Annotated in this window: 20 protein-coding genes and 2 pseudogenes; 13 read left to right on the forward strand and 9 right to left on the reverse strand. The window is 67.6% G+C overall.

The genetic code is table 11. The features are described 5' to 3' along the window. Window positions 1-164: 164 nt before the first annotated feature. The 3 genes from ADK66_RS15025 to ADK66_RS15035 are packed head-to-tail and all read right to left on the reverse strand — an operon-like array spanning window position 165 to window position 1,326. Window positions 165-521 (reverse strand): nuclear transport factor 2 family protein, encoded by a 357-nt coding sequence (locus tag ADK66_RS15025; RefSeq protein WP_053655682.1) that lies wholly within the window; start codon window positions 519-521, stop codon window positions 165-167. After that, window positions 518-985 (reverse strand): SRPBCC domain-containing protein, encoded by a 468-nt coding sequence (locus tag ADK66_RS15030; protein ID WP_157552501.1) that lies wholly within the window; start codon window positions 983-985, stop codon window positions 518-520. The genes ADK66_RS15025 and ADK66_RS15030 overlap by 4 nt, the downstream gene beginning before the upstream one ends. Then, on the reverse strand, window positions 982-1,326 hold the full coding sequence (locus tag ADK66_RS15035) for a helix-turn-helix transcriptional regulator (RefSeq protein WP_053655684.1): 345 nt from the start codon (window positions 1,324-1,326) through the stop codon (window positions 982-984). Before ADK66_RS15035 ends, ADK66_RS15030 begins: the two co-directional genes overlap by 4 nt. A gap of 130 nt (window positions 1,327-1,456) precedes the next feature. Here ADK66_RS15035 and ADK66_RS31430 point away from each other — a divergent pair, with 130 nt between their 5' ends. Next, window positions 1,457-1,690: a hypothetical protein gene (locus ADK66_RS31430; RefSeq protein ID WP_157552503.1), complete on the forward strand. Its 234-nt coding sequence runs from the start codon at window positions 1,457-1,459 to the stop codon at window positions 1,688-1,690. Here ADK66_RS31430 and ADK66_RS15040 read toward each other — a convergent pair. Further along, the gene (locus ADK66_RS15040; protein WP_053655686.1) at window positions 1,649-3,130 is read right to left on the reverse strand and encodes a glycosyltransferase family 4 protein; all 1,482 of its coding nucleotides are present in this window, start codon (window positions 3,128-3,130) and stop codon (window positions 1,649-1,651) included. The two genes, ADK66_RS31430 and ADK66_RS15040, sit on opposite strands and share 42 nt — an antisense overlap. A 333-nt stretch (window positions 3,131-3,463) precedes the next feature. Between ADK66_RS15040 and glgX the strand changes: the two genes are divergently transcribed. The 3 genes from glgX to treZ are packed head-to-tail and all read left to right on the forward strand — an operon-like array spanning window position 3,464 to window position 9,619. Beyond that, a complete protein-coding gene (glgX, locus tag ADK66_RS15045; protein WP_053655688.1) occupies window positions 3,464-5,581 on the forward strand; it encodes a glycogen debranching protein GlgX in 2,118 nt (705 codons plus the stop codon). Between the two features lies 1 nt (window position 5,582). Then, entirely contained in the window at window positions 5,583-7,898 is a 2,316-nt protein-coding gene (gene treY / locus ADK66_RS15050) for a malto-oligosyltrehalose synthase (RefSeq protein ID WP_053655690.1), read from the forward strand. Continuing rightward, on the forward strand, window positions 7,895-9,619 hold the full coding sequence (treZ, locus tag ADK66_RS15055) for a malto-oligosyltrehalose trehalohydrolase (protein ID WP_053655692.1): 1,725 nt from the start codon (window positions 7,895-7,897) through the stop codon (window positions 9,617-9,619). Before treY ends, treZ begins: the two co-directional genes overlap by 4 nt. A 237-nt stretch (window positions 9,620-9,856) precedes the next feature. Here treZ and ADK66_RS15060 read toward each other — a convergent pair whose 3' ends face one another. Further along, window positions 9,857-10,636, reverse strand: coding sequence for a transposase family protein (locus ADK66_RS15060; RefSeq protein WP_082377459.1), 780 nt, complete (start codon window positions 10,634-10,636; stop codon window positions 9,857-9,859). 188 nt (window positions 10,637-10,824) lie between these two features. On the opposite strand from ADK66_RS15060, the gene ADK66_RS31435 reads away from it, so the two are divergent. The 4 genes from ADK66_RS31435 to coaD all read left to right on the forward strand — a co-directional run bounded on the left by ADK66_RS31435 (window position 10,825) and on the right by coaD (window position 16,541). Continuing rightward, complete coding sequence (locus tag ADK66_RS31435; protein WP_157552506.1) at window positions 10,825-14,160, forward strand: NACHT domain-containing NTPase; 3,336 nt, start codon at window positions 10,825-10,827, stop codon at window positions 14,158-14,160. Next, window positions 14,112-15,254, forward strand: coding sequence for an XRE family transcriptional regulator (locus ADK66_RS15070; protein ID WP_231640039.1), 1,143 nt, complete (start codon window positions 14,112-14,114; stop codon window positions 15,252-15,254). Before ADK66_RS31435 ends, ADK66_RS15070 begins: the two co-directional genes overlap by 49 nt. A gap of 72 nt (window positions 15,255-15,326) precedes the next feature. Beyond that, a complete protein-coding gene (locus ADK66_RS15075) occupies window positions 15,327-15,965 on the forward strand; it encodes a hypothetical protein (protein ID WP_197281526.1) in 639 nt (212 codons plus the stop codon). A 126-nt stretch (window positions 15,966-16,091) separates the two neighbouring features. Beyond that, on the forward strand, window positions 16,092-16,541 hold the full coding sequence (gene coaD, locus ADK66_RS15080) for a pantetheine-phosphate adenylyltransferase (RefSeq protein WP_231640040.1): 450 nt from the start codon (window positions 16,092-16,094) through the stop codon (window positions 16,539-16,541). Window positions 16,542-16,568: 27 nt separating this feature from the next. Here the strand turns inward: coaD and ADK66_RS15085 are convergent, their stop codons facing one another. Next, window positions 16,569-17,114 (reverse strand): GNAT family N-acetyltransferase, encoded by a 546-nt coding sequence (locus tag ADK66_RS15085; protein WP_053655700.1) that lies wholly within the window; start codon window positions 17,112-17,114, stop codon window positions 16,569-16,571. Window positions 17,115-17,195: 81 nt separating this feature from the next. On the opposite strand from ADK66_RS15085, the pseudogene ADK66_RS30755 reads away from it, so the two are divergent. Then, window positions 17,196-17,836, forward strand: a pseudogene (locus ADK66_RS30755) (DUF4291 domain-containing protein). A gap of 99 nt (window positions 17,837-17,935) precedes the next feature. On the opposite strand, the gene ADK66_RS15100 reads toward ADK66_RS30755, so the two are convergent. Then, window positions 17,936-18,934, reverse strand: coding sequence for a phosphotransferase (locus tag ADK66_RS15100; protein WP_053655704.1), 999 nt, complete (start codon window positions 18,932-18,934; stop codon window positions 17,936-17,938). 506 nt (window positions 18,935-19,440) lie between these two features. Then, entirely contained in the window at window positions 19,441-19,803 is a 363-nt protein-coding gene (locus tag ADK66_RS15110; protein ID WP_053655707.1) for a nuclear transport factor 2 family protein, read from the reverse strand. Between the two features lie 132 nt (window positions 19,804-19,935). Between ADK66_RS15110 and ADK66_RS15115 the strand changes: the two genes are divergently transcribed. The 4 genes from ADK66_RS15115 to ADK66_RS15130 all read left to right on the forward strand — a co-directional run bounded on the left by ADK66_RS15115 (window position 19,936) and on the right by ADK66_RS15130 (window position 22,973). Next, window positions 19,936-20,391, forward strand: coding sequence for a MarR family winged helix-turn-helix transcriptional regulator (locus ADK66_RS15115; protein ID WP_053655708.1), 456 nt, complete (start codon window positions 19,936-19,938; stop codon window positions 20,389-20,391). Then, window positions 20,388-20,759, forward strand: coding sequence for a hypothetical protein (locus ADK66_RS15120; protein ID WP_053655709.1), 372 nt, complete (start codon window positions 20,388-20,390; stop codon window positions 20,757-20,759). Before ADK66_RS15115 ends, ADK66_RS15120 begins: the two co-directional genes overlap by 4 nt. Window positions 20,760-21,018: 259 nt before the next feature. Further along, window positions 21,019-22,053: a hypothetical protein gene (locus ADK66_RS15125; protein ID WP_157552512.1), complete on the forward strand. Its 1,035-nt coding sequence runs from the start codon at window positions 21,019-21,021 to the stop codon at window positions 22,051-22,053. 119 nt (window positions 22,054-22,172) lie between these two features. Beyond that, entirely contained in the window at window positions 22,173-22,973 is an 801-nt protein-coding gene (locus ADK66_RS15130; RefSeq protein WP_053655712.1) for a maleylpyruvate isomerase N-terminal domain-containing protein, read from the forward strand. A 20-nt stretch (window positions 22,974-22,993) separates the two neighbouring features. Here ADK66_RS15130 and ADK66_RS30760 read toward each other — a convergent pair. Next, a pseudogene (locus ADK66_RS30760) lies at window positions 22,994-23,383 on the reverse strand (hypothetical protein); the annotation flags it as partial. Between the last annotated feature and the right edge of the window lie 140 nt (window positions 23,384-23,523).

A 23,523-nucleotide genomic window follows, 5' to 3' on the forward strand; every position in this document is an offset into this window, starting at 1 on the left:
GCATGGGTATGGGCGGCCAACTTGCGGTGGGTCGGCGCGAGGAGCAGTCGACATCGGCGCTCAGGCGGATCCACGGCGGCGGGTTGCGGGCGACCGTGTTCCGGATACGCGATCACGGCGCTATGCGGGCGCCCGCCGACGCGACAGAAGCCAACATGTTGTTTCTAGGGCAGGGGTACGACGTAGGAGTCGACGCGGGCGATCAGCCCGTCGCGGAACGTGAACAGGTCGTTGAAGGCGAACCGGAACGGCCCGTGCTCGACGCTGACGCCGCTGCCTTCGCCGGTGGTGACGACGACCGAGCCGTCCTCGTGGACGCGCTGGACGTCGAGTTGAGGGCTGCCGGTGAACGACGGGTTCTCGATCTCGCCGTCGAACTCCGCCTTGCCGCGGGTCGTCCGGTGACCGTGGATGACCCACTCCACGTCATCGGTGAGGGTCGCGAGAATGCGCTGGTGGTCGCTGGTCCGGAAGCCGGCGAAGTATTCCGCGACGAGGTCGCGCTGGGTGCTCTGGTTCATGCAGTCCTCCGTGGCGGTGTCGTCTGGTCCTGCTGTAGGTGTGCGGCGAGGGCATCGAGGATCGAGGCGAGCCCGTCGACGGCCTGGGTGCTGCGCAACTCGGGGGGAAGCCGACGCTGGTGCACGGTGAGGTCCGTGCCGCCGTCAGCGGCCTGGACGGTGACGGTCGTGCGCAGGCCGGTGACGGGTTCGTCGAACACGAGCTCGTGCGGAGCGGTGATGCTCACGTAGACGAACCGAAGTCGGCGGGTCGCGCCGTCCGGTGCGCGGGCGTCGAGCGCGAACTCTCCTCCGGGACGGAGGTCGACGGTCACGGACTCGCCGGGCACGGTGGCGTGTGAACCGCCCCAGAACGCCGCGATGCTCGCCGGGGAGGTGAAGGCGGCCCACACACGTTCGGGGCTTGCCGACAGGTGGCGCCGGGCGATCAGTTCGTCGCCGCGCAGTGTCGCGCGGGCGGTCAACGGTCCGCTCCGTCGGCGAGGTGTCGCTCGAGCGCGTCGAGCCTGTCGTCCCAGGCGCGGCGCTGCTCGTCGATCCACCCGCTGAGTACCGACAACTGGTCGGCCCGCAGCCGACAGGGACGTCTGGTGCCCTCGCGTCGCTGCTCGACGAGACCACACCGCCGCAGCACGCCGATGTGATGGGAGATGGCCTGCGGCGTCAGGGCGAACGGCTCGGCGAGCTCGCCCACGGTGGCGTCGCTCTGGGCGAGGCGAGTCACAAGCGCGCGACGGACGGGGTCGCCGAGGGCGGCGAAGGCTAGGTCGAGGCCAGGCTCAGGCGCCGCGAGTGAGGTGGACATGCCACCGACCCTAACGCAAACAACCGCTTGCGCAAACAACCGCTTGCGAAGCGCGCGGCATTGATCCACTCGGCTTCAAGGAAACCGGGGTGTCCGCAAGACTGGGACACCTCGGTTTCAAGGAAAGCGAGTGGATCAACCGCCGGGCCGATCATCGCCGGGCCAGTCTCCGCCGGGCCGATCGATCGCCAGCGGGCCGATCACCGGCGGGCCGATCACCGGCGGGCCGATCACCGGCGGGCCGATCACCGGCGGGCCGATCACCGGCGGGCCGATCACCGGCGGGCCGGCCCGCGAGGCCGGCCCGGGAGGGTCGAGCCGGTCAGCGCAGTCCGGCGGCGGCGAGCAGGTTGCCTTCGGGTAGCGCCGGCAGCGCCCGTCCCTGGGACATGCGCTGCTCGGCGCGTTCGGCGGTGCACTTGGCGTCGGTGGTGATGGCTGCGGCGTAGCTGGCGGCGGTGCGCTGGGCGATGGCGGACCAGCCGTACTGGTCGTTCACCATCCGGCGGGCGCGGCGGGCCATGGCGCGGGAGCGGTCGCGGTCGGACAGCAGCGCGTCCACGGCGTCGGCGAGCCCGTCAGGGTCGTGGGGGCGGAAGGTCATTCCGGTCACGCCGGTTTCGACGATCTCGGCGAGGCCGCCGGTGGCGGCGACGGCCAGGGGTGCCCCGGCGGCGGCGCCCTCCAGGGCCACCATGCCGAACGGCTCGTAGATGCTGGGCACCGCGAAGCAGTCGGAGGCGGCCATCAGGGCCGGCAGGTCGGTGCCGCCGAGGAAGCCCGGCATGGTGACCATGCCGCCGAGGCCGCGGCGGTGCACCTCGGCCTCCAGTTCGGCACGGTACGGGCCGTCGCCGGCGATCACGGCACGCAGCCCGGGGTGCCGTTGCCGCAGTCGGGGCAGCCCGGCGATCAGGTGCTGGACGCCCTTCTCGTAGACGAGGCGGCCGGCGAAGGTGACGAGCGGGCCGTCTCCGGCGAAGCGGGTACGGGCGGCGGCGACGGCGCGTGCGGGCACCTTCCAGCGGTGCGGCTCCACGCCGTTGGCGACGACGTCGACCCGGCCGGTCGGTACGCCGAACAGGGCGCTCACCTCGTCGCGCATGTAGCCGGAGCAGACGATGACCCGGCCGGATTCGCTGCTGAGCCAGTGCTCGACGCCGTGGATGGTGCGGTTCATCTCCTCGGGCAGCCAGCCCTGGTGCCGTCCGGCTTCGGTGGCGTGGATGGTGCTCACCAGAGGGATGTCCAGGTGGTCCCGCAACGTCATCGCGGTGTGGGCGACGAGCCAGTCGTGGGCGTGGATGACGTCGTAGGTGCCGGCTTCGGTGGCGCGCAGCGCGGTGCGGGTGAGGGTGTGGTTGAAGGCCATGGTCCAGGCGAGCAGGCTACCGGTGGCGAGGGGGAACGTCACCGGGTCCTCGGGGGCGCGCAGGATGCGCACGCCGTCGGCGTACTCCTCAAGGGGTGCGCCCTCGCTGTGGCGGGTGACGACTGTGACCTCGTGGCCGGCGGCGGCCAGCGCCACCGACAGCGCGTGGACGTGTCGGCCGAGGCCGCCGACGAGCACCGGCGGGTACTCCCAGGACAGCATGAGGATGCGGCGGGTCTGCGGGGGGACTCCCGGGCCGGGCTGCGCCGGCACGATCGCGCCGGGCTGCGGGGAGAGGACGGCCTGCGCGGACATGTCAGCCTGCGCGGGAAGGCCGGTCTGGGCCGGGATCTGGGGCCGGGAGGTCACTGTGGGCCGGTGTGCCCGGTCCACGGTAGCGGCGAGCTGTTGGTCGACCCGCAGGGTCGTCACATCTATCTCCGTCCATGCATGGTGGTACGCGCCGACGTCGGTGGCGGCGGAGCGAGAGGTGGAAGGTTGGCGCAGGGCCGAGTGAGGCCACGCGCGAGCGCATGTCCCCCGACAAGCAAAGGGCATCGAGAGCGATACCGCATCTCGAAAGGCACCTTCGTGACGGAGGACACCTGAGGGGCGTTGCGCGCATCAGACAGACCGATTCCGGTCACCGCCTGAAAGGATGGATTGGCGCGCCGGGGTGGGGGGCAATACCCGCGTGCGCGCGGGCGACCTCTGCCGGCGCGCCGTGGCGCGGTGCGCACATGACCACGGGTCTGAAGGAGCGACATGCAGGTCTGGCCGGGCGAGCGGTATCCCCTGGGCGCCACCTACGACGGGATGGGCACCAACTTCGCCATCTTCTCCGAGGTGGCCGAGCGGATCGAGTTGTGCCTCTTCGACGAGTGGGACACCGGCGCGGAGCGCCGGGTCGAGCTGCGCGAGGTGGACGCCTACGTGTGGCACGCGTACCTGCCGGGCATCGAGCCGGGGCAGCGTTACGGCTACCGGGTGTACGGCCCGTACGACCCGGCGAACGGGCTGCGCTGCAACCCGCACAAGCTGCTGCTCGACCCGTACGCCAAGGCTATCGACGGTGACGTGGAGTGGGACCCGGCGGTCTACGACTACGACATGGCCGAGCCGGAGCGGATGAACGAGACGGACTCGGCGCCGTTCATGCCGAAGTCGGTGGTGGTCAACCCGTACTTCGACTGGGGCAACGACAAGCCGCCGCGCACCCCGTACCACCATTCGGTGATCTACGAGGCGCACGTGCGCGGGCTGACGATGCGCCACCCGGACATCCCGGAGGAGCTGCGCGGCACGTACGCGGGGATCGCCTCCCCGCCGATGATCGACTATCTGACCCGGCTGGGTGTCACGGCGATCGAGTTGATGCCCGTGCACCAGTTCATCCACGACCACCGGCTGGTGGATCTGGGGCTGCGCAACTACTGGGGTTACAACACGATCGGCTTCTTCGCCCCGCACCACGGCTATTCGGCGCTGGGCCGGACCGGCCAGCAGGTGCAGGAGTTCCGGGGCATGGTCAAGGCGTTGCACGCGGCCGGCATCGAGGTCATCCTCGACGTGGTCTACAACCACACGGCCGAGGGCAACCACCTGGGGCCGACGCTGAGTTTCAAGGGTGTGGACGCGCCCAGCTACTACCGGCTGAGCGAGGAGGACCGCCGCTACTTCGTCGACTACACGGGCACCGGCAACAGCCTCAACGTACGCAGCCCGCACTCGCTGCAACTGATCATGGATTCGTTGCGGTACTGGGTGACCGAGATGCACGTCGACGGCTTCCGGTTCGACCTGGCGGCCACGCTGGCCCGGGAGTTCTACGAGGTGGACAGGCTGTCGACGTTCTTCGAGGTGGTGCAGCAGGACCCGGTGGTCAGCCAGGTCAAGCTGATCGCCGAGCCGTGGGACGTCGGCCCGGGCGGCTACCAGGTGGGCAACTTCCCGCCGCTGTGGACGGAGTGGAACGGCAAGTACCGCGACACGGTGCGGGACTTCTGGCGCGGCGAGCCGGCCACCCTCGCGGAGTTCGCGTCGCGGATCTCCGGCTCGGCCGACCTTTACCAGGACGACGGTCGACGCCCGTTCCACAGCATCAACTTCGTGACCGTCCACGACGGGTTCACTCTCAACGACCTGGTGTCGTACAACGACAAGCACAACGAGGCGAACGGCGAGGACAACCGGGACGGCGAGAGCCACAACCGGTCGTGGAACTGCGGTGTCGAGGGTGACACCGACGACGAGGCGGTGCTCGCGCTGCGGGCCAAGCAGCGGCGCAACTTCCTGGCCACGCTGATGCTGTCGCAGGGCGTGCCGATGATCGGCCACGGTGACGAGTTGGGTCGCACCCAGCGGGGCAACAACAACGTGTACTGCCAGGACAGCGAGCTGGCCTGGATCGACTGGGACAACGCCGACGAGCAGTTGTTGGACTTCGTCCGTACGCTCACCGACTTCCGTAAACGGCATCAGGTGTTCCGCCGCCGCCGCTTCTTCACGGGCCTGCCGGTGGGTGGGCGTGGCATCGACGAGCCGCTGCCGGATCTGGCCTGGTACACCCCGGACGGGCGGGAGATGACAGGCGAGGACTGGGGCAACGACTTCGGCCGCGCGGTGGCGTTGTTCGTCAACGGTGAGGGCATCCGGGAGCGCGGCCAGTACGGCCAGCGCCACCACGACGCCTCGTTCCTGCTGTGCTTCAACGCCCACGACGCGGCGTTGGACTTCACACTGCCGGGCAGCGAGTACGGGCAGAAGTGGGAACGGGTGATCAGCACCGCCGAGCCCGACCCCGGCGACGCCACGGTGATCAGCGCGGGCGGCACCATCCGGGTGCCGGACCGTTCCCTCGTGGTGCTGGAGAGGACGATCTGACATGGCGGCCACCCCTGCAAAGGCCACCGTACAAGCCACCTACCGCGTCCAGGTCCGTCCCGGCTTCGACCTGGACGCCACCGCAGGCATCGTCGACTACCTCGCCGACCTGGGCGTCACTCACCTCTACAGCGCGCCCCTGCTGGCAGCCACTCCCGGGTCGGCGCACGGCTACGACGTGGTCGACCACAGGGCCGTCAACCCGGAGGTGGGCGGCGAGGCGGGCCGGCAGCGGCTGCTGCGCGCCCTGCGCGAGGCTAGCCTCGGCCTGGTCGTCGACATCGTGCCCAACCACGCAGGGGTGGCCGTGCCGCCGGCCAACCCGGCCTGGTGGGACGTGCTGCGCCGGGGGCGCGACTCGACGTACGCCGACTGGTTCGACATCGACTGGGACCGGGGCCGGCTGCTGCTGCCGGTGCTGGCCGACGACCCGGCCGCCCTGGACGATCTCAAGCTTGTCGACGGGGAGTTGCGCTACCACGAGCACCGCTTCCCGATCGCCGACGGCACCGGCGACGGCAGTGCCCGGGAGGTGCACGACAGGCAGCATTACGAGCTGATTTCCTGGCGGCGTGGTGACGCGGAGCTGACGTACCGCCGGTTCTTCGCCGTTTCGGGCCTGGCCGGTCTGCGCGTGGAGGACCCGGCGGTGTTCGACGCCACCCACGAGCTGATCCTGCGCTGGGCGGCGGCGGGGGAGGTCGACGGCATCCGCGTCGACCACCCCGACGGCCTGCGCGACCCCGCCGGCTACCTGGCCCGGCTGCGCGAGGCCGCGCCGGCGGCGTGGCTCGTGGTGGAGAAGATCCTTGAGTACGGCGAGGAGCTGCCGGACTGGCCGGTCGACGGCACCACGGGGTACGACGCTCTCGCCGCCGTCAACGGGCTCTTCGTGGACACCGACACCGAGGGCGACTTCACGGCGCTGGACACCCGACTGACCGGGCGGCACACCTCGTGGGAGGACCTGACCCACGAGACCAAGCTTGCCGCCGCCACCCGGCTGCTCGCCGCCGAGCTGACCCGGCTGGCCGCGCTGGCACCCGACGTGCCGGCCGAGCAGGCACGGTCGGCGCTCGCCGAGCTGGCCGCCGCGTTCCCGGTCTACCGGGGCTACCCGCCGCACGGCGCCCGCTATCTCGCCATCGCCCGCTCCGAGGCCGGCCGCCGTCGCCCCGACCTGGCCGGCGCCCTGGACGCGGTCACCCGCCGGCTGCGCGACAGCGACGACGAGTTGGCCCGCCGGTTTCCGCAGTTCACCGGCGCGGTGATGGCCAAGGGCGTGGAGGACACCGCGTTCTACCGCTGGACCCGGTTCGTGGCGCTCAACGAGGTCGGCGGCAGCCCCGCCCACTTCGGGGTGCCGCCGGCGGAATTCCACCGCTTCGCCGCCGCCCGGCAGGTCTGCTGGCCGGCGAGCATGACCACCGTCTCCACCCACGACACGAAACGCGGCGAGGACGTCCGCGCCCGGCTCGCCGTGCTCAGCGAACTGCCGGAGCGCTGGGCCGAGCAGGTCACACGCTGGATGGAGTACGCGCCGCTGCCCGACCCGGCGTTCGCCCACCTGCTGTGGCAGACCGCCGTCGGCGCGTGGCCGATCGAGCGGGAGCGGCTGCACGCGTACGCCGAGAAGGCAGCTCGGGAGGCCGCGGCCTCGACCAGTTGGACGGACCCGGACCCGGGCTTCGAGCAGGCAATGCACGCGGTGGTCGACATGATGTACGACGACCCGAGCCTGCACGACGAGCTGACCGAACTCGCCGCCGCTATCACCCCCGCCGGCTGGTGCAACTCGCTCGGGCAGAAGCTCGTCCAGCTCACCATGCCCGGCGTGCCGGACACCTACCAGGGCACCGAGCTGTGGGACAACTCCCTCGTCGACCCGGACAATCGGCGGCCTGTCGACTTCGACGTACGCCGGGAGATGCTGGCGCGCCTCGACGGCGGCTGGCGTCCCCCTGTCGACACCGACGGAGCGGCGAAGCTGTTCGTCGTGTCGCGGACCCTGCGCCTGCGGCGGGCGCACCCGGAGCTGTTCACCTCCTACCGGCCGGTGCCGGCGCACGGGCCGCAGGGGCGGCACGTGGTGGCGTTCGACAGGGGTGGCGCGATCGCCGTGGCGACCCGCCTGCCGCTCGGGTTGGCGCGTGCCGGTGGGTGGTGTGACACAGTTCTGTCGCTTGGCGTTAACGAGGTGAAGGACCTGTTCACCGGCCGGGTCTACAGTGGCGGGGAGACCCCGCTGGACAACCTTCTGTCCGACTATCCCGTCGCTCTGCTGGCTCCCACTGATTCCGTGGAGGCTGCTTCATGACCGAATTCTCCGTGTGGGCGCCGGACGCCAGCCGGGTCCGGCTGCGCCTGGCCGGCGACGCCGACCACGAGATGCGCGCCGCCGCCGACGGCTGGTGGCGGGTCGAGGTGCCGGATGCCGGCCGCGACTACTCCTTTCTGCTGAACGACGACGAAACCCCGCTGCCCGACCCCCGGTCGCAGTGGCAGCCTGCTGGTGTGCACGGGCCGAGCCGCCGCTACGACCATCATGCGTTCCAGTGGAGTGATTCCTCCTGGACGGGCCGGCAACTGCCCGGCAGCATCCTCTACGAGCTGCACATCGGCACGTTCACCCCGGAGGGCACCTTCGACGCGGCCATCGGCCGCCTCGACCACCTGGTGAACCTCGGCGTCGACCTGATCGAGCTGCTCCCGGTCAACGCCTTCAACGGCGAACACAACTGGGGGTACGACGGCGTCTGCTGGTTTGCACCCCATGAGCCCTACGGTGGCCCCGACGGCCTGAAACGGTTCGTCGACGCCGCCCACTCTCGCGGGTTGGGGGTGATCCTCGACGTCGTCTACAACCATTTCGGGCCCTCCGGGGCCTACGCGCCACGGTTCGGGCCCTACCTCGCCGAGCAGAGCAACAGTTGGGGTCGCTCGATCAACCTGGACGGCCCGCACTCCGACGAGGTACGCCGCTACATCATCGACAGTGTCCTCATGTGGCTGCGCGACTACCACGTCGACGGGCTACGCCTGGACGCTGTGCACGCGCTGCCGGACTCGCGGGCGGTGCCGCTGCTCGAAGAGCTGGCGGTTTCGGTCGAGTCGCTGTCGACGCACCTGGGTCGGCCGCTGTCGCTGATCGCCGAATCGGACCTCAACGACCCTCGGCTGATCACGCCCCGGGAGGCGGGTGGGTTCGGGCTGCACGCCCAGTGGAACGACGACGCCCACCACGCCCTGCACACGCTGCTGACGGGGGAGCGGCAGGGGTATTACGGGGACTTCGGGTCGCTGGAGACGTTGTCGGACGTGCTGACGGGTGGGTTCTTCCACGCGGGGACCTGGTCCAGCTTCCGGAACCGGCACCATGGGCGGCCTCTGGATTCCCGCGTCCCTGGTCATCGGCTGGTCGCCTACCTGCAGAACCACGATCAGATCGGCAACCGGGCTACCGGGGATCGGATCTCGGCTTCTCTGTCGCCTTCGCTGCTGCGGGTTGGCGCTGTCTTGCTGCTGACCGCGCCCTTTACTCCGATGCTGTTCATGGGGGAGGAGTGGGCGGCTTCCACGCCGTGGCAGTTCTTCACCTCGCATCCGGAGCCGGAGTTGGCCTCTGCGGTGCGGACCGGTCGGCGGCGGGAGTTTGCTTCGCACGGGTGGCCTGAGGGGGACGTGCCCGACCCGCAGGACCCGGAGACGTTCGTACGGTCGCGGTTGGACTGGGCGGAGCTGGACAAGCCTGAGCATCGGGAGATGTTGGCGTTCTACAAGCGGTTGATTGGGCTGCGGCGGTCTGTGCCGGACCTGTCGGACCCTCGGATGCACGCGGTTTCGGTGCAGCACGGGGATCAGTTCCTGCTGATGCGGCGGGGGGAGACGCTGGTTGTCGCCAACTTCGCTGGGCGGGGGCAGGGGGTGTCGCTGCCGGGGGTGGCGCGGCGGGTGCTGCTGGCGACCGGGGAGGGGGTCACGGTGATGCGGGACCGGATCGAGTTGCCGGCGGAGACTGCGGCGATCGTGGCGCTGTGAGGGCGGTTCGATGGGATCAACTCCACTATCTGGACTATATCGAGCGCTGGAGCTTGAGGAGTGGTTCAACTTCGCGCCACGCAGGTTAACGCGACATGCGGCGGAAAGTTTGCCCTGATCCAGATCGTCAATCTCCCAAACTATCGGATATCTCCAGCCAGATCGTTCTAGAGCGGCTGTCGGTCTAAGGGATGTCTCGTAACTGGGTGATGGCGTTGCCGGGCATCGGGCCGGCGGTCAGCCGGCGAGGATGATGTTGTGGAGGTTGGCGATGCTGGAAGCGGCGTCGGCCAATGTGTGGCCGGCTCGGCGGTAGTCGCGCAGGATCTTGAAGTTCTTCATCCTGGCCAGGGCGTGTTCTACCCCTGCTCGGACGGTGCGGTGTTCGACGTTGAGGGCTTCCTTCCACTCCGGCAGCGAACTGCCGTCGGTGGGTTTGCGGTACGGCATGATCACCTCCGGGTTGCCGCGGTAGCCGCCGTCGGCCATCACCGGCCGCCCGTCCAACGTCTCAGCGATGCCTGAGGTGCGGTAGACGATCGTGTCGTTGCGGTTGCCCGGCTGCGGGTCTCCCACGGCGATGACCAGACGGGTGGAAGCGTCGATAGCGACCTGCAGATTCATCGAGTACCGGTAGTTCTTACTCCGGGCCGCCAGGCGGTGATCGCGGGTCGGGACCAGCGTCCCGTCGACGATCGCGATCTGCTCGACCGGCCGCTTACGCACCGGCGCCAAAGCCAACAGCGGCGCGAGGGTGTCGATGACCCGGTGCGCGGCCGAGTGCGACACCCCGAACAGCGGCCCGATCTGGCGCATCGTCAGATTCGTCCGCCAGTACGCGGCGACCAGCAACACCCGATCGGCGAGGTCCAGAGCCCACTGACGGCCCGGCCGGCCATCAGCGACGCCGTCCCCACCACGCTCGGCAACCAGCCGGACCACCGTTCGGAACTGGGCGGGCTGCAACCCAGTGAACGGGAAGATCCACTCCGAGCGAGCTGCCGAAATCACCTGCACCCCGGCATCCTGCCCGACCGTCCTCACCGGACAGACACCAGGGTTACGAGACATCCCTTACGCTCGACTGAACTGCAGTCCACTTGATGGCAGTGGTCGGGCTGATTGACAGAGCAAGTCCAGGCTACGGCAGATGATCTCCGCAATGGGGGATTCCGAGGGTCGCTTGGAAGGTCTAAAATCGATGGATGGCTCGATCGAACCTCACGTATGCCGCCGCGATCAGGATTTTGGCCGAGGGTGACGCCCGGATCGCAACACTCGACCGGTTGCTTGGCGGGGCGATATTCGTCTCCGCCCCGGTCACGGGCGGAGCTTCGCTGGCATTCGTGGATCCAAAGAACGAGGCGATCAAGCTACTGCGCGACCTAACAGGGTGCGCAGCCGGACGGATCAAGGCCAGCACAGGAAAGCGCCACTACGAACTTGTCGAAGCCGCCCACACTGTCCTGATTTTGTCGTCCTTCTTCGACGCCTTCGCCGCTGCGGTCGGACCTGCCTACGATCGGATCGGCGTCACCGATGCTGACAAACTTCGCATGGGTGGCCTCGACCAACAGGTCGCAGCCACACCTGGAATTGTGGGCGGACGTGCAGCGACCGAGGAGGCCGTCGTTGGCCATATTCGAGCGCTTTACCAGCACGCCTGTAGGTTTATCCAGGGCTTCGCCGCTATCGAGCAGGTACCAATTCCTTCTTCCCGGAAGGTTGTCGACGATGCGGTCGCTATTTACAGAGAACGCTACGCGCGGCTCGCTGTTGATATCCCTGAAATCGGATTCCAGGCGCAATTGGAAGAACATCTAAAGACGCAAACACTTGTGGCCTCGCAGACGGATTCTCTGACTCGCCTTACGGCAATGCTAGAGCGCATTATCGACCCCAAGGGGCAAGAGGACGACATCGCTCATCGACTTAGCAAAATGGCCACGGCGGCCTTGAAAAAGCCGCTTTGGCGAATTGGTCAGAAAGAGCCTTCGGGTATCGTCTTTCCCAATGTAGAGCAGGGCTTCATCAGCCCACGTTTCCGCCTCGCTATCGCCGAGGGAGTTGTAAGGGCAGCAGATGACACCTGGTGGAATTCCCATGCCGTGCAGCGCGATCTTTCTGGCTTCCTCGCCGGCTACCTCACAGACCCAGATAGCGTCCGCCAACCGCTCGTTCTTCTGGGCCATCCCGGTGCCGGCAAATCTCTGCTGACTGAGGTTCTGGCCGCCCGACTGCCCGCCCAATTGTTCACGACCGTCCGAGTTCCTTTACGCAACGTCCAAGCGGACGCTCCCGTTCACCGTCAAGTCGCGGCAGCGATCGAACTAGCCCTTCGAGAGGAAATCACCTGGAGGGATCTCTGCCGCGCTACCCGTAACACTGTTGTATTGCTGCTTGATGGTTTCGACGAATTGGTCCAAGCTACGGGAGTCGCCCAGTCCGACTACCTCCGCCAAGTCGCCGAGCTTCAGGAGCAGGAGTGGAACAGCGGCCAGCCAGTCCTCGTGATTGTCACATCGCGCACCCTCGTCATGGATCGCACCAGAATCCCAGACGGAACGCTCTTGGTCCGGCTCGAGCCCCTGGACGACGGACAGGTGAATCGGTGGGCCGAGACCTGGAATTGGGCGAACCCCAGTGCGCGGCCATTGTCTGCGGATGAACTTCTCCGGCATGACACGCTTGCTAGGCAGCCGTTGCTGCTTCTGATGCTGGCAGTATATGTTCATGAGCACGGTAGCCTAAGCGACGATAATCTTTCGCGTGCCGAGCTATACCGTCGCCTGCTGGATACTTTTATTTATAGGCAGGTTCGAGACAAGGCAAAAGAAGACATCGGAGACCCGGCATTCGAGGTGCTGCAAGCGCGGCAGCGACATGATTTGGCAATCGCCGCCTTTGGTATGTTTAACCGTGGTCAGCAGCACATCAGCGAAAACGAACTTAACGTCGATCTCGACGTTCTCCAGCCGGATCAGGAAGGCACCATCGGTGCAGGGCACGGCGAGCCAATAACCCGGGGGAAACGCACAATCGCCGCCTTCTTCTTTGTTCATGTTGCGCAAGCCGATGGCTATGACGATACTGGGGGAAGACGCACTTACGAGTTCCTGCACGCGACATTCGGCGAGTACCTTATCGCCGAGCGGATAGTGGACCTTCTTGCCAGCCTGGCTAAAGTTCGCAAAGTGATACGCGAGGTCAACTCATCGGCGGTGGTCGACGATCCAACATTGCGCAGGTTGGCCTCTTGCCAACCACTCACTAAGGGCGAGTCGATAACCGATTTTTGTGTTCAACTGCTCGGCGCCCTTGATGATCGGGTTCGGGCGGAAATCCGGCGCACCGCCCTCGATCTTCTTCGGTCTGTGCGCCAGCAGGATGTCGTGGGTGATCGGTACAGTCCGGTTCCATTCGACGCCGTCAATCGACTCGCTGCCTATACTGCCAACGTCCTGCTCGTGGCATTGTTGAGTGACCCTCTCAATGGAGTGAAGACCAGCGACATTCCGTCGTGGTCGTCGACGGTTTCGCTATGGCGTGCAGGTCTGGACAGTGAAGCGCAGAAGGGTCTCTTCGCGCGACTCGAATCGTTCGGCGATGCTATACGATTCGCAGATACCCGTCCCGTGTTAATCAGCTGGCGTGAGGCCGAACTGGTGGGGGACGGCACGACTGCTGCGGTCGTGGAGGCAGGAATGGCCGCATGGAATCTCGCGCGGGAGTCAACGACGTTCACGGCTACGGATTTCCAAAGGTCATTCCATTCGGAGTTGGTCTACTCGGTTCTGCATCGGGATCCTATGCCGCAGTTCGAGCGAATGTCGCCATTCGATGAGCGAGCTTACGGGCTGCTTCTGGAATTGCTAGAGAGGAGCGAGGAGCCCGTCATGCCCACGAGCGCCCAACTGCTTCTCTCGATCCTGATTTCCGATGCGCAGCAACTTCCAAGCTCGCTTGTAGAGCGCTTGGTGCGGCGTCTGCTCGAGACCAGTAGTGTTGAAATAGACCAGTTGTTGGTCTTATTCCAGCAACAGCGATACTTGCTCCCCCTGACCGAGCTTAACTGGGTTCCTAGCGTTTGGTCGCCGGCCAGAACGCTCGACCTCGCTCGCCGTGTCGATGCCGAGGTGCAGACGCATCTTGCAAGCCGGCTCAAGGATATATTGCTTAATAATCCGGTCATCGGTCGTGCTACGGTCGCGCCTAGTATGCTTTCGACCCTGCTCGATCACTCGCACCTTCTGCCAGAGATTCTCAGTACGCTAGCGGATTTTCAGACCATTGTCTGGGAGCAGGTCAGACCTTCTGATCTAATGTCTGCGATTCGGGCTGTGGACGGTTCTCGAGATGGGTTGGTGGGGCCGGTTGCCCAATATTTGAAAGCGCGAAGGGCTGGTTCTTTTGATGAGATCGACGCGCTGGCAATTCGAGAGCTCGAACATTGGGCCGCCCGCGAGGCAAGGGCTGATGCTCGTCCGAATGGGTGGACAAGATCGAGCGGGGCGCCCGCGCCCTGGACCGGTACTCGGTGATCCAGGAGTTGGCCGACGTCCTGCGGGTCGAACCGGAGGTGCTGCTCGGCCAGCAGCGGCCGACACCTGCCGGCACGCCGGACGGGGTGGACGGCATCCGGGCTGCTCTCGCCCGCTACGACGCTCCGCAGCCTCCACCACAGACGGACGAGCTGCGGCGGCAGGTCGGGCACGCCTGGTTGACCTACCAGCACGCGCACTACGGGCAGTTGGTGCAGGTGCTGCCGGGTCTGCTCGACGCCGCCCAGGGTGCGCGGTCGGCGGAGCTGCTGGTGCAGGCGTACCGGATCACCTCGTTGCTGCTGGTCAAGCTCGGCGAGGCCGACCTCGCCTGGCTGGCCGCCGACCGCGCGATGGCCGCCGCCAGCGACGACCCGGTGTTAGCGGCGACAGCGACGATCTCGGTAGCCCAGGCGCTACGCGCCGCTAACCGGGACCCCTTGGCCCTGACGGCGACCCAAAGTGCAGCCGACCGCCTCATCCCACCCTCGCCCTGCTCCGGTGATCATGAGGTTGACGGGCTTCGTGGAGATCAAAGCGCCCGCCAGCCTCATGGTCACCAGGGCGGGAGCGGGGGTGTGGCCGGGTGGCGGCGGCCGGCGGGGGAGTGGGCCGTTGGTGGGACGCTCCTACTTCAGGCTGCCCTTGCCGCTGGCGGGTGTGGGGAGCACCGTCGCGCTGACGAGCTGATGGGCCGGGCTGCGGGGATCGCCGCCGGCCTTCGGGGGTACGACGACACGCACCGCACCAGCTTCGGGCCGGTCGCCGTCGAGTTGGCGCGGGTGTTGGTGGCGGCCTCGCGGGGTGATGCCGCCGAGGCGGTGCGGCGGCACGCGATAGTGGTTCGGCGGGAGGGGTGGCGGCGGTTGCCGGCCGAATATCGGGGTGCGTACCTGGTCGACGTCGCACGGGCGTACCTCCAGGTGGGTGACCTGCGCGGGGCCGCACGTGCCCTCGTCGACGCGGACAGTGTCGCGCCGGGTGAGGTTCGGTGCCGGCCGTTGGCGCGTACCGTGATCGCCGATGTTGCCCGCGCGCAGCCGGCGCCTGCCGGCATGGCGCGACTGGCGACGCTGGTCGGCGTCACCCGCTGACCGGCGTCGCGACGGGCTAGGGATCAGGATGCCTCTGGCGGCTACGAACGGGCACCTGGGAGCATGGGAGGCGTGGCCGGGTTCAGTTACAAGACGTCGTGGTTGGCTGTCCGAGACCGGACCCCAGACGAGGTAGCCGATGCCCTTGGTCTATGCGACCGGGAAGTTCTCGACTGGGCCACCGGCACCGACCGGGCCTACCGGCACGGTGTGTACGTGGCTGCGCCGGTGCCAGGCTGGACCTTCGCCCACGGCCGGCGGCATATGCCGCCGGATTTCGACGCGACCGAGCCGCCCTTTCCCGATTGGCTCAGGGTGCTGAGTCAGCAACTGGGTGAAGCGCAGTTCTTCGCCAACGAACGGGTCCCGGATTATCACGCCTGGGCTCGGGCCCTGAACGGTGAGCTGCTGCGCGCCTACTGCTTCAACGGCGAGCGAGGCGAGGTGCCTCTGTTCATCGGTGCCCCGACTGCCGACGAAATCGAGTTGGGCGTCGGTCTCCGCGGTATGGAGCCCGGGTGGGAACACTGGTCCGACGCTGAGTGGACAGCCTGGTACGACACGACGCCGTCGGAGTCCGATGTGATGGCGATGGCCGGTCGCTGGAGCGTCGACCCGAGCGCGATCGACGACGACGCCGTCACTGCAACCGGCATCTACGGGCTACCGCCATCAGTCTTCGACGAGTCCCGCAATGACAATCCGGCTTGAAGACTCTCCGGTCCCGTTGCGCACGCTCGTCGGCGCGTGCGCGCGTCGCCACGCGCCAGTCGGCTGCCCTCCCGATGTGCTGGTCGTGACGCGGTGACAGCTACGTCGGCTCGTAAAGTGGCGTCGGTGCACGGTTCGTTGGCGGTCTACCCCGGAACATTCGATCCGTTCACCCCTGGGCACCGCGACCTGGTGGCCCGGGCCCGGGTGATGTTCGACCAGCTCATCGTGTTGCTGGCGGTGAACGCCGACAAGCAACCAACCGTGGAGGCCACGGCCAGGGCCGTGCGCGTGCGTGATGCCATGCCGGCGGCCTGGGGCAATGTCGAGGTGGACACCTGGACCGGCCTGACGGCTGCCTACTGCCTGCGCCGCGGCGCCACGGTCATCGTCCGCGGCGTGCGCACGGCCGCGGACCTTCGCTACGAGTACCAGCTCGCTGCGATGAACGAGCAACTCGGCCTTCAGACCGTCTGGGTGCCAGCCCGTCCGCAGCTGGCCGCCACGTCGTCAACGGTCGGACGCGCGTACCGCTCGGCACAGTTGGCCCGTTCGTCGCACATCGCTGAGGAGTGACGCGCGATCGGCGGCGGATCCGTGCGTTCAGTCGCGGTCAGGGATGAGGCTGTAGACGTACATGTCTTTGCGCTCGGTCCCGACCTGCTGCCAGCTGCGCAGGAGCCCTTCGCGTTGGTAGCCGCAGGCTTCTGCGGCGCGCCACGAGCCCTCGTTCCATGGTTCGACGAACAGCTCAAGCCGCTTGATGTCGTCCAGCGAACGAGCCCAAGTGGTAAGGGCGCTCAGGGCGGCCCGGACGTATCCGCAGCGCCGGTGCTGCGGCCCGACCCAGTAGCCCGTCGATGCGCGTCCCGTGGAGATGTGGGTGGTCCAGAGGCCGATGTTCCCAACAGCTACGTCGGTTTCGGCGTCTGCGATCGCAAAGGAGTAGCCAGACCCCTCAGCGAGCCGCTGGTGCTGCCGTTCAATGTAGGCAGCGACGTCCTCTCGGGTATCGGAGCGCGGCACCGACGTGATGAGGGGAATGAGAGGGTCCGACGCGACCGAGGCGACGAGCGGGGCGTCGTCCAAGCGGAACGGCCGCAAGCGCGCTGGCGGCTCGTCGAGGCACGGCATCTCCGTCGGCAGCATGCCCAATTGTGGGAGGTTGGCGCTGGCGTCGGCGCCGAATCTCGGTTGAGCAGTCGAGTCCCGATCGGTGACGATCAGGCTGTGTCCATACCCACCCGTCAAGTCCGCGCCCGCTACTCGGCCGACACCATCACCGTGTACCAGGCGTACCCTGCGCAGATTGCGCTGCCGGCGGTGGCAGCCGGCCGTTTCGTGGCCCCCTTCAAGCGGGATCGGATGACGTGGATCAAGCCGTCGTTCCTGTGGATGATGTACCGCTGCGGCTGGGCCACCAAGCCAGGGCAAGAGCGCGTGCTGTCCATCGACATCACGCGCGAGGGATTCGAGTGGGCCCTGGCACGAGCCAGCCTGAGCCACTACGACCGAAACCTGCACGGCGACAGGGCGACCTGGGCCCGGCAACTGAAGACCAGCCCGGTACGGGTGCAGTGGGATCCGGAACGATCACTGCGACTGAAGCCGCTGCGTACCGGTCGCTGCAGGTCGGGCTGTCCGGCGAGGCTGTCGATCGATATGTTGCCGACTGGACGGTGGCCATCACGGACATCACCCCCACAGTTCACCGCGTCCAGGACCTTCTGCGTAGCGGCGATGAACAGGCGGCGGCAGCTCACCTGCCTGTCGAACATGCCTACTCGCTGCCGGCTCAGATTGGCGCTGGCCTCGACGCCAGCCCGGACGGCACCGCCGAAGAAGCCACCGAGCAACAGCCGGCACACTGACGGCCGCTCGGCTCGCCAGCGCGCCCGATCGGCGGCAAATGAGGATGCCGTCGGGCCTGATGGCGGCCCCCGCACCACGCTGGAAGACCCACGGCCGACTCATGTCTCGTAGGCGAGCGCCTTCTGGAGGTGGAAGTCCGCAACGTCGAGCATCCACTCTCGGTTCGGGAAGTCGCCCTCGGCGATACGGAGCGGGCCGCCGACCAGGTCTAGATGCATGACGTACTGGTAGTACTTGACACGCTGCGGGTCGAGGTCTGGGTTGCGGAGCGCCTCGTAGTGCGGGCCGAAGCGCATCCGCATCCAGCAGTGCTCTACTTCGATGTCGGTGTACATCAGGCCCTCGATGTCGATGAGGACGGGCTCCCCGTCCGGCCCGACGAGCGTGTGTTCCGCGCAGAGTTCGCCGTGGACCACGCCGTGTTCTGCGCGCGGGCCGAGTGCGGCGTGCAGTGTGCGGAGTTTCCCCTCCAGCATTGCCTCACCTTCGGCCGCGCGGGCATCGCGGGACACGGCGGTGGCAATGTTCACCAGCGCGCGCTCCAGGTAGGCCTGCTCGCAGGTCTTGTCCGGCGGTGCTCCTCCGCTGTCGATCCACGCGACCCGCCCGAACGCCGGCGCGCGGTAGGCATGAATGCGCCGAAGCATGTCCGAGAGCTGCGCGAGCGTTTGCCGGCCCGCGTCCGGGTCGCGTTCCAGCAGCGCCTCCAGCGTTCCGCCGCGGACGTCCTCAGCGACGGCGATGTCGGCCGGGTAGAAGTCCTTGCTGCGGTCGGCGAGCAACAGCCGCGGCGAACGCACTCCGACCGATTCCAGTCGACGGGTGGCACCCTCGAAGAAGTCGATACCCGAAGCGTGAGCGAACGGGTTCGACGGGTCGTCGTGGCCATCCGGGAGAAGCCCGTCCCAGTAGTCCTCGTCGGCGTTCCAGACGTAGACGATCACGCTCGTGGCATCGTCCAGCATGATGCGGTAGACACCCTTCTTGGTGCCATTCAGTAGGCGGTCGACGGCGGCGATGTGGCGGTCAGTGCCGAAGACCTCCCGCATCACTGGGGTCAGGGTTTCGGCGTCGGCGAATTTCCGTTCAGCGGTCATTTCCGGTCCCCGTCTGGAGCGCCTGTATCGATCCTCCTCCAGTGGCCCTGGCCTCCGCGGATTCACCCGCCGGTCGAGCCAGGCCCAGTAGCTGACGATCACCAAATCGCCCAGCCTAAAGCATCGCGGACTAGCTGATCCTGTAGCGGTCGGCCACGCCATCCGAGCACCTCGGCGTGAACACACTGGATGAGGAGGCACAACGGTAAGCCTCGTCCGCAGGCATCCGGGCCGCGGGGATCGCTGCCGGCCTGAGGGGGTACGACGACACGTACTGCGGCCTCTGGCGCGTACCCTCATCGCCGAGGTCGCCCAGGGTCACCCGGCGCAGGCCGGCGTGGCGCGACTGGCGACGCTTGTCGGCCTCACCTGCTGACCACCCGCTGGCGCCGGGGGCCGTTACGACCGCGCCAGCTCCGGCGCGTCCGTGCCGTCCATGAACTGCCTGCGCGACTCGCCCGCTCGGACGTGGCATGGCGAGCGCCGCTCGGCACCTGCGGATGTCGTTACTCTCGGATTTCCATTTCTGCCACCAGTCCATCGTTGAACCGGTAGACATGCGTGATTGTGTGATCCGCAAGTGTCGCTCCGGTTTTGTCGCGGACGACCTGGTGGACGGTGGCGGCGACGCGTCCGTCGGCCTCTGCGGCGTACGCGGTCGGCGTGACGGTCGGTTCGAGCTGGTCCCATTGCCTGCGCCAGTACGCACCCACCTCGTCGCGGCCCTGAATGACGCCTCCCTCCCAGCCATTTGGCCACGACACGTCCGGCGTCATGGCGGCCAGCAGTGTGGGGATGTCACGCGCGTTGAAGGCCGCGTAGAGGTTCGTGAGCAGAGTCTCCGACGTGGCGGATTCCGGCGAATTCATCGATCCAGCATCGTTGGTGGAGCGGACCTCGTGGGAGTCGCTTCGCGGTCAGCAGAATCCACGAGCAGCCCTCTGAATCACATCGAGAAGCCTGTTGACGCCCCACCTCGCTTTTGGTAAGACCTTAACATTGTGGATGTCGCCACGCTCTCGGCACAACGCCTCGTACTCACCCTTCACCGCGCCACCGCGCTCGTCGACCGCGTCGCTGACACGCACCTGCGGAACATGCACGACGTGACCCTTTCGATGTTCGCCGCGCTGGTGACGATCCACGCGATCGGCCCTGCGCGACAGAGCAAGATCGCCCAAGCCCTCGACGTGTCCAGAGCGGCGGTGACGCAGCGCCTGGTCGAACTCGTCGCGCGCGGGCTCGTCGAGGTCGCTCCGGATGCCACCGACCAGCGCGCGAATCGCGTCGCCGTCACGAGAAAGGGTCGGGAACTCCTCGACGCGGCATGGAAAGGGCTCGCGGAGATCGACGACGGCATCGAGGACGGTATCGATCTCGAAGCGCTGCAGAGCGCGCTGGACACGCTTGTCGCCAACGCCGCACGCTATCTCGCCGGGCAGGAGGTGACGGCATGAGCGTCGCCGCCATCGTGGCCACTGTTGTACTCACCGCACTCGCTGTGCTCCAAGTGCTCGTCGCGGCCGGCCGGCCGTACGGGCGGCTGGTATGGGGTGGGCAGCACGAAACACTGCCGCGTCGACTGCGAGTCGGCAGCGCAGTGTCGGTCGTCGTCTACGCCGTCATAGCCTGGGTGCTGCTCGCGCGCGCCGAAACCTTCGGGCCTTTCAGGCCGTTCGTCGGCATCACGACGTGGGTGCTCTTCGGGTACTTCGCAATCGGGATCGCGCTCAACGCAATCTCGCGAAGCCGCGCCGAACGCCTGGTGATGACACCAACATGCGTGGTCCTGGCGGCGTGCTCGCTCACCGTCGCGCTCAGCTGAACCCGAGCCCCTTGACCAGCATCTCGACGTCGCGAAGTCCACGGTGTACCACCCGAACCCGGCAAGTGTGCATAGACTGAAGTCCATCTGCCGAACCTCTCGCCGACTGGCCGGCTCAACGGCTGCAGCGCAACGGGCTCGCAACACGGCGGTCGTGCGATAACGGAAAACGTCACTGCGCAGCTACCGGCAGGGCACTTCCGATGGGAACGTCAGCACGCTTCGGTTTCACCACCACCGCACACCACTGGGAGCAGCGATGACCCGGACTGTTCGGAGCAGAGTTCTGGCTGGTATCGCCGTCGGGGCGCTTGCCGCGACGCTGGGCCTGCCCGGCGTCGCCGCGGCCGCGACGACGCACCGGACCGCCTCGGTCTGCGCGCTGCACCCGCTGCCTCTACCGGCGGATATGGTCGGTCGAGCCGTGGAGGTCGACCCGACCGGCCGGTTCGTCGCCGGCCTCGGCTACCGGATCACCGGCGACGTCTGGCAGCCGCTGATGCTGCTCTGGACCGTGCCGCCGCTCCACCCCAGGCCAGGAGTGTGGAACGAACCCCGACTCACCGTCGTCCCCACGGCAGTGGACCACATTCCCAGTAGCATCAACAGGTACGGAGTAGTCGTGGGCAGCGCCTCCGTCGACAACGTTTACCGCCCCTGGCGCTACAGCAACGGCCACTTCGAGTGGTTGCCGGCCCCGACGACGGTCTCCGGCACCTGGGCGGTGGCAATCAACTCGCGCGGCGACGTCGTCGGCTATGGAGCTGTCGAGGAGACCGAGACGACCATCCCGCTGCTCTGGCCTGCCGATCGACCGGGCACCGTCGAGGTGATCGACAGCCCGCCCGTCACCGGCGCGGAGGAGATCCTCGACGACGGCACCATCGTCGGCACCGCGGGCGGCTTTGGCTGGGTACGCCATCCCGACGGAACGACCGACCGGCTCACCGCTCCGGGCGCCCGCTGGTCAGGGGTCTGGGCGGCTCAGGGAACGTGGGCGGTGGGCCGCATCGGCATCAGCGACGACCGCGAGGACGGCACCTGGGTGCGCTGGGACCTGCGGACCGGCGTGGCGAACGCCGTGAACCTGGAGGGGAGAACGCCGCAGGACGTCAACGCCCGGGGCGCAGTGCTCACTGGCCAAACCGTCGTCCACGGCGACCGCATCGTGACCCTGGACGGCGCTGTTCCCGATGTCCGCCTCGTCCTCGGCTGGTCAATCGCCGACAACGGCCTCGTCGTGGGCTCCACGAACGACTCTCGACTGCGCCCAGCGAGCTGGACCGACTGCTGAGAAGACCGGCACCAAGGGTGGGGCGCACGCCGCCGCCGAGGTTGCCCGTTGTCACCCGGCGTGGCGCGACTGGCGAAAATCGCTATCCGGTTGCCGGAGCGCACTGGTAGAAAGCCGGGGTGCACAAGACTTTGACGTTCACTGATCATCTGCGGCTGATCGACGAACGGTCGACAGCCTTCCGTGCCGCGGTCGCTGCGGCGCCCAGTCTCGACGTGCCGGTGCCGAGCTGTCCGGGGTGGACGCTGTTCGATCTTGTGCAGCACCTGGGCATGGGTCGCCGCAGGTCGGCCGCCATCGTCGCCGCAGGGCCGGCCGACGCTCCACCGGAGAAGTCCGCTTGGGACGACGGCGCGGGTGCGCCTCGGGAACGCGACGCTCTCCTGGCCTGGTGGACCGAGTCCGTCGAGCGCCTGACGAGCGGGCTGAGTGAGGCGGGCCTAGACCGCGGCTGTTGGACGTGGTGGGGTGACTCGCAGTCACCGGAAACCTCCGGTGCGTGGGCTCGGCGGCAGGTGCCCGAGATCGCGGTGCACACCTACGATGCCCAGCTCGCCGTGGGGGACCCGGGGCCGCTGCCGGACGAGGTCGCCCTCGACGGTTTCGACGACTGCCAGTTCACCCTCTGCTCGACGGATGTCGCCTGGCCGCACGAACCCGCGGTCGTCGATTACTACGCCACCGAGGGCCGCTCTTGGCGCCTTCGGCTGTCCCGCGACGGCGCACGGGCCGCCCGCCTCGGCGCGCCGGCTGCCAGCGAGGACCTGGACCCGGACACGGCCCACACCTCCGCCCGGGGCACGGCCAGTGACCTGGTCCTGTTCTTCTACGGGCGCATACAGCTGGATTCGCCGAAGCTGGAGCTGGACGGGGACCGTCGCGTCTTCGACCAGCTCATCGCCTGGGACCCGTCCGCGTAACAACGAGCCCATTCATCGTGCGCCTGGACGTGAAGTAGGACGAGGATGGCCCGGACGATCGCGGTGACGCGTCGCGGGCAGTAGGAAAGCTTGACTGGGACTTTCCGGCCCTTGAGGGTGGCGACGGCACGTTCGCCGACGGCTCGGATCTTGGCGTGATGGCGGTTGACGGTCTTCTGCCGTCGGGCCCGGTCGATCGGGACCAGGGCGGCGTCGAGAATCGCGTAGGCAAGCCGGCCGATGCGACGCATCGCCGCGTTCAGGTCCTCGGCGTGCGCCGCGAGCAGGGCCTTTCGGCCGGCGTCGAGGCGCCATCACCGACCTTCGCGCCGGGCGCGTTCGGCGCGCCGGTCGGCCAGGTGGTTCAGGGCGCGGCTGGACGGCGCGCAGCGCCCGCCGATCTGATCCATCGGCCGGATGGTCGTCCCGACCGCGCGCCGCACCGGCCGTTCCCCGCCTGGCGACCACATAGGACGGAACATTCGGGCAGCCCATTGCCATCCAATTCCGCTTCGGTGAAGATGATCAGCCACACGACGTGCACGGGGGC

The organism is Micromonospora sp. NRRL B-16802 (genome assembly GCF_001279555.1).
In the GTDB taxonomy this organism is placed as follows: Bacteria; Actinomycetota; Actinomycetes; order Mycobacteriales; family Micromonosporaceae; genus Micromonospora; species Micromonospora profundi.

Excerpts from the sequence above, each read along its gene's own strand:
- ADK66_RS31435 (WP_157552506.1), top strand. The coding sequence starts at position 10,825 with ATGGCTCGATCGAACCTCACGTATGCCGCCGCGATCAGGATTTTGGCC.
- ADK66_RS15120 (WP_053655709.1), top strand. The coding sequence starts at position 20,388 with ATGAGCGTCGCCGCCATCGTGGCCACTGTTGTACTCACCGCACTCGCT.
- ADK66_RS15110 (WP_053655707.1), bottom strand. The coding sequence starts at position 19,803 with ATGAATTCGCCGGAATCCGCCACGTCGGAGACTCTGCTCACGAACCTC.
- ADK66_RS15100 (WP_053655704.1), bottom strand. The coding sequence starts at position 18,934 with ATGACCGCTGAACGGAAATTCGCCGACGCCGAAACCCTGACCCCAGTG.
- ADK66_RS15035 (WP_053655684.1), bottom strand. The coding sequence starts at position 1,326 with ATGTCCACCTCACTCGCGGCGCCTGAGCCTGGCCTCGACCTAGCCTTC.
- ADK66_RS15085 (WP_053655700.1), bottom strand. The coding sequence starts at position 17,114 with ATGCTGCCGACGGAGATGCCGTGCCTCGACGAGCCGCCAGCGCGCTTG.
- treZ (WP_053655692.1), top strand. The coding sequence starts at position 7,895 with ATGACCGAATTCTCCGTGTGGGCGCCGGACGCCAGCCGGGTCCGGCTG.
- ADK66_RS15125 (WP_157552512.1), top strand. The coding sequence starts at position 21,019 with ATGACCCGGACTGTTCGGAGCAGAGTTCTGGCTGGTATCGCCGTCGGG.
- treY (WP_053655690.1), top strand. The coding sequence starts at position 5,583 with ATGGCGGCCACCCCTGCAAAGGCCACCGTACAAGCCACCTACCGCGTC.
- ADK66_RS15025 (WP_053655682.1), bottom strand. The coding sequence starts at position 521 with ATGAACCAGAGCACCCAGCGCGACCTCGTCGCGGAATACTTCGCCGGC.
- glgX (WP_053655688.1), top strand. The coding sequence starts at position 3,464 with ATGCAGGTCTGGCCGGGCGAGCGGTATCCCCTGGGCGCCACCTACGAC.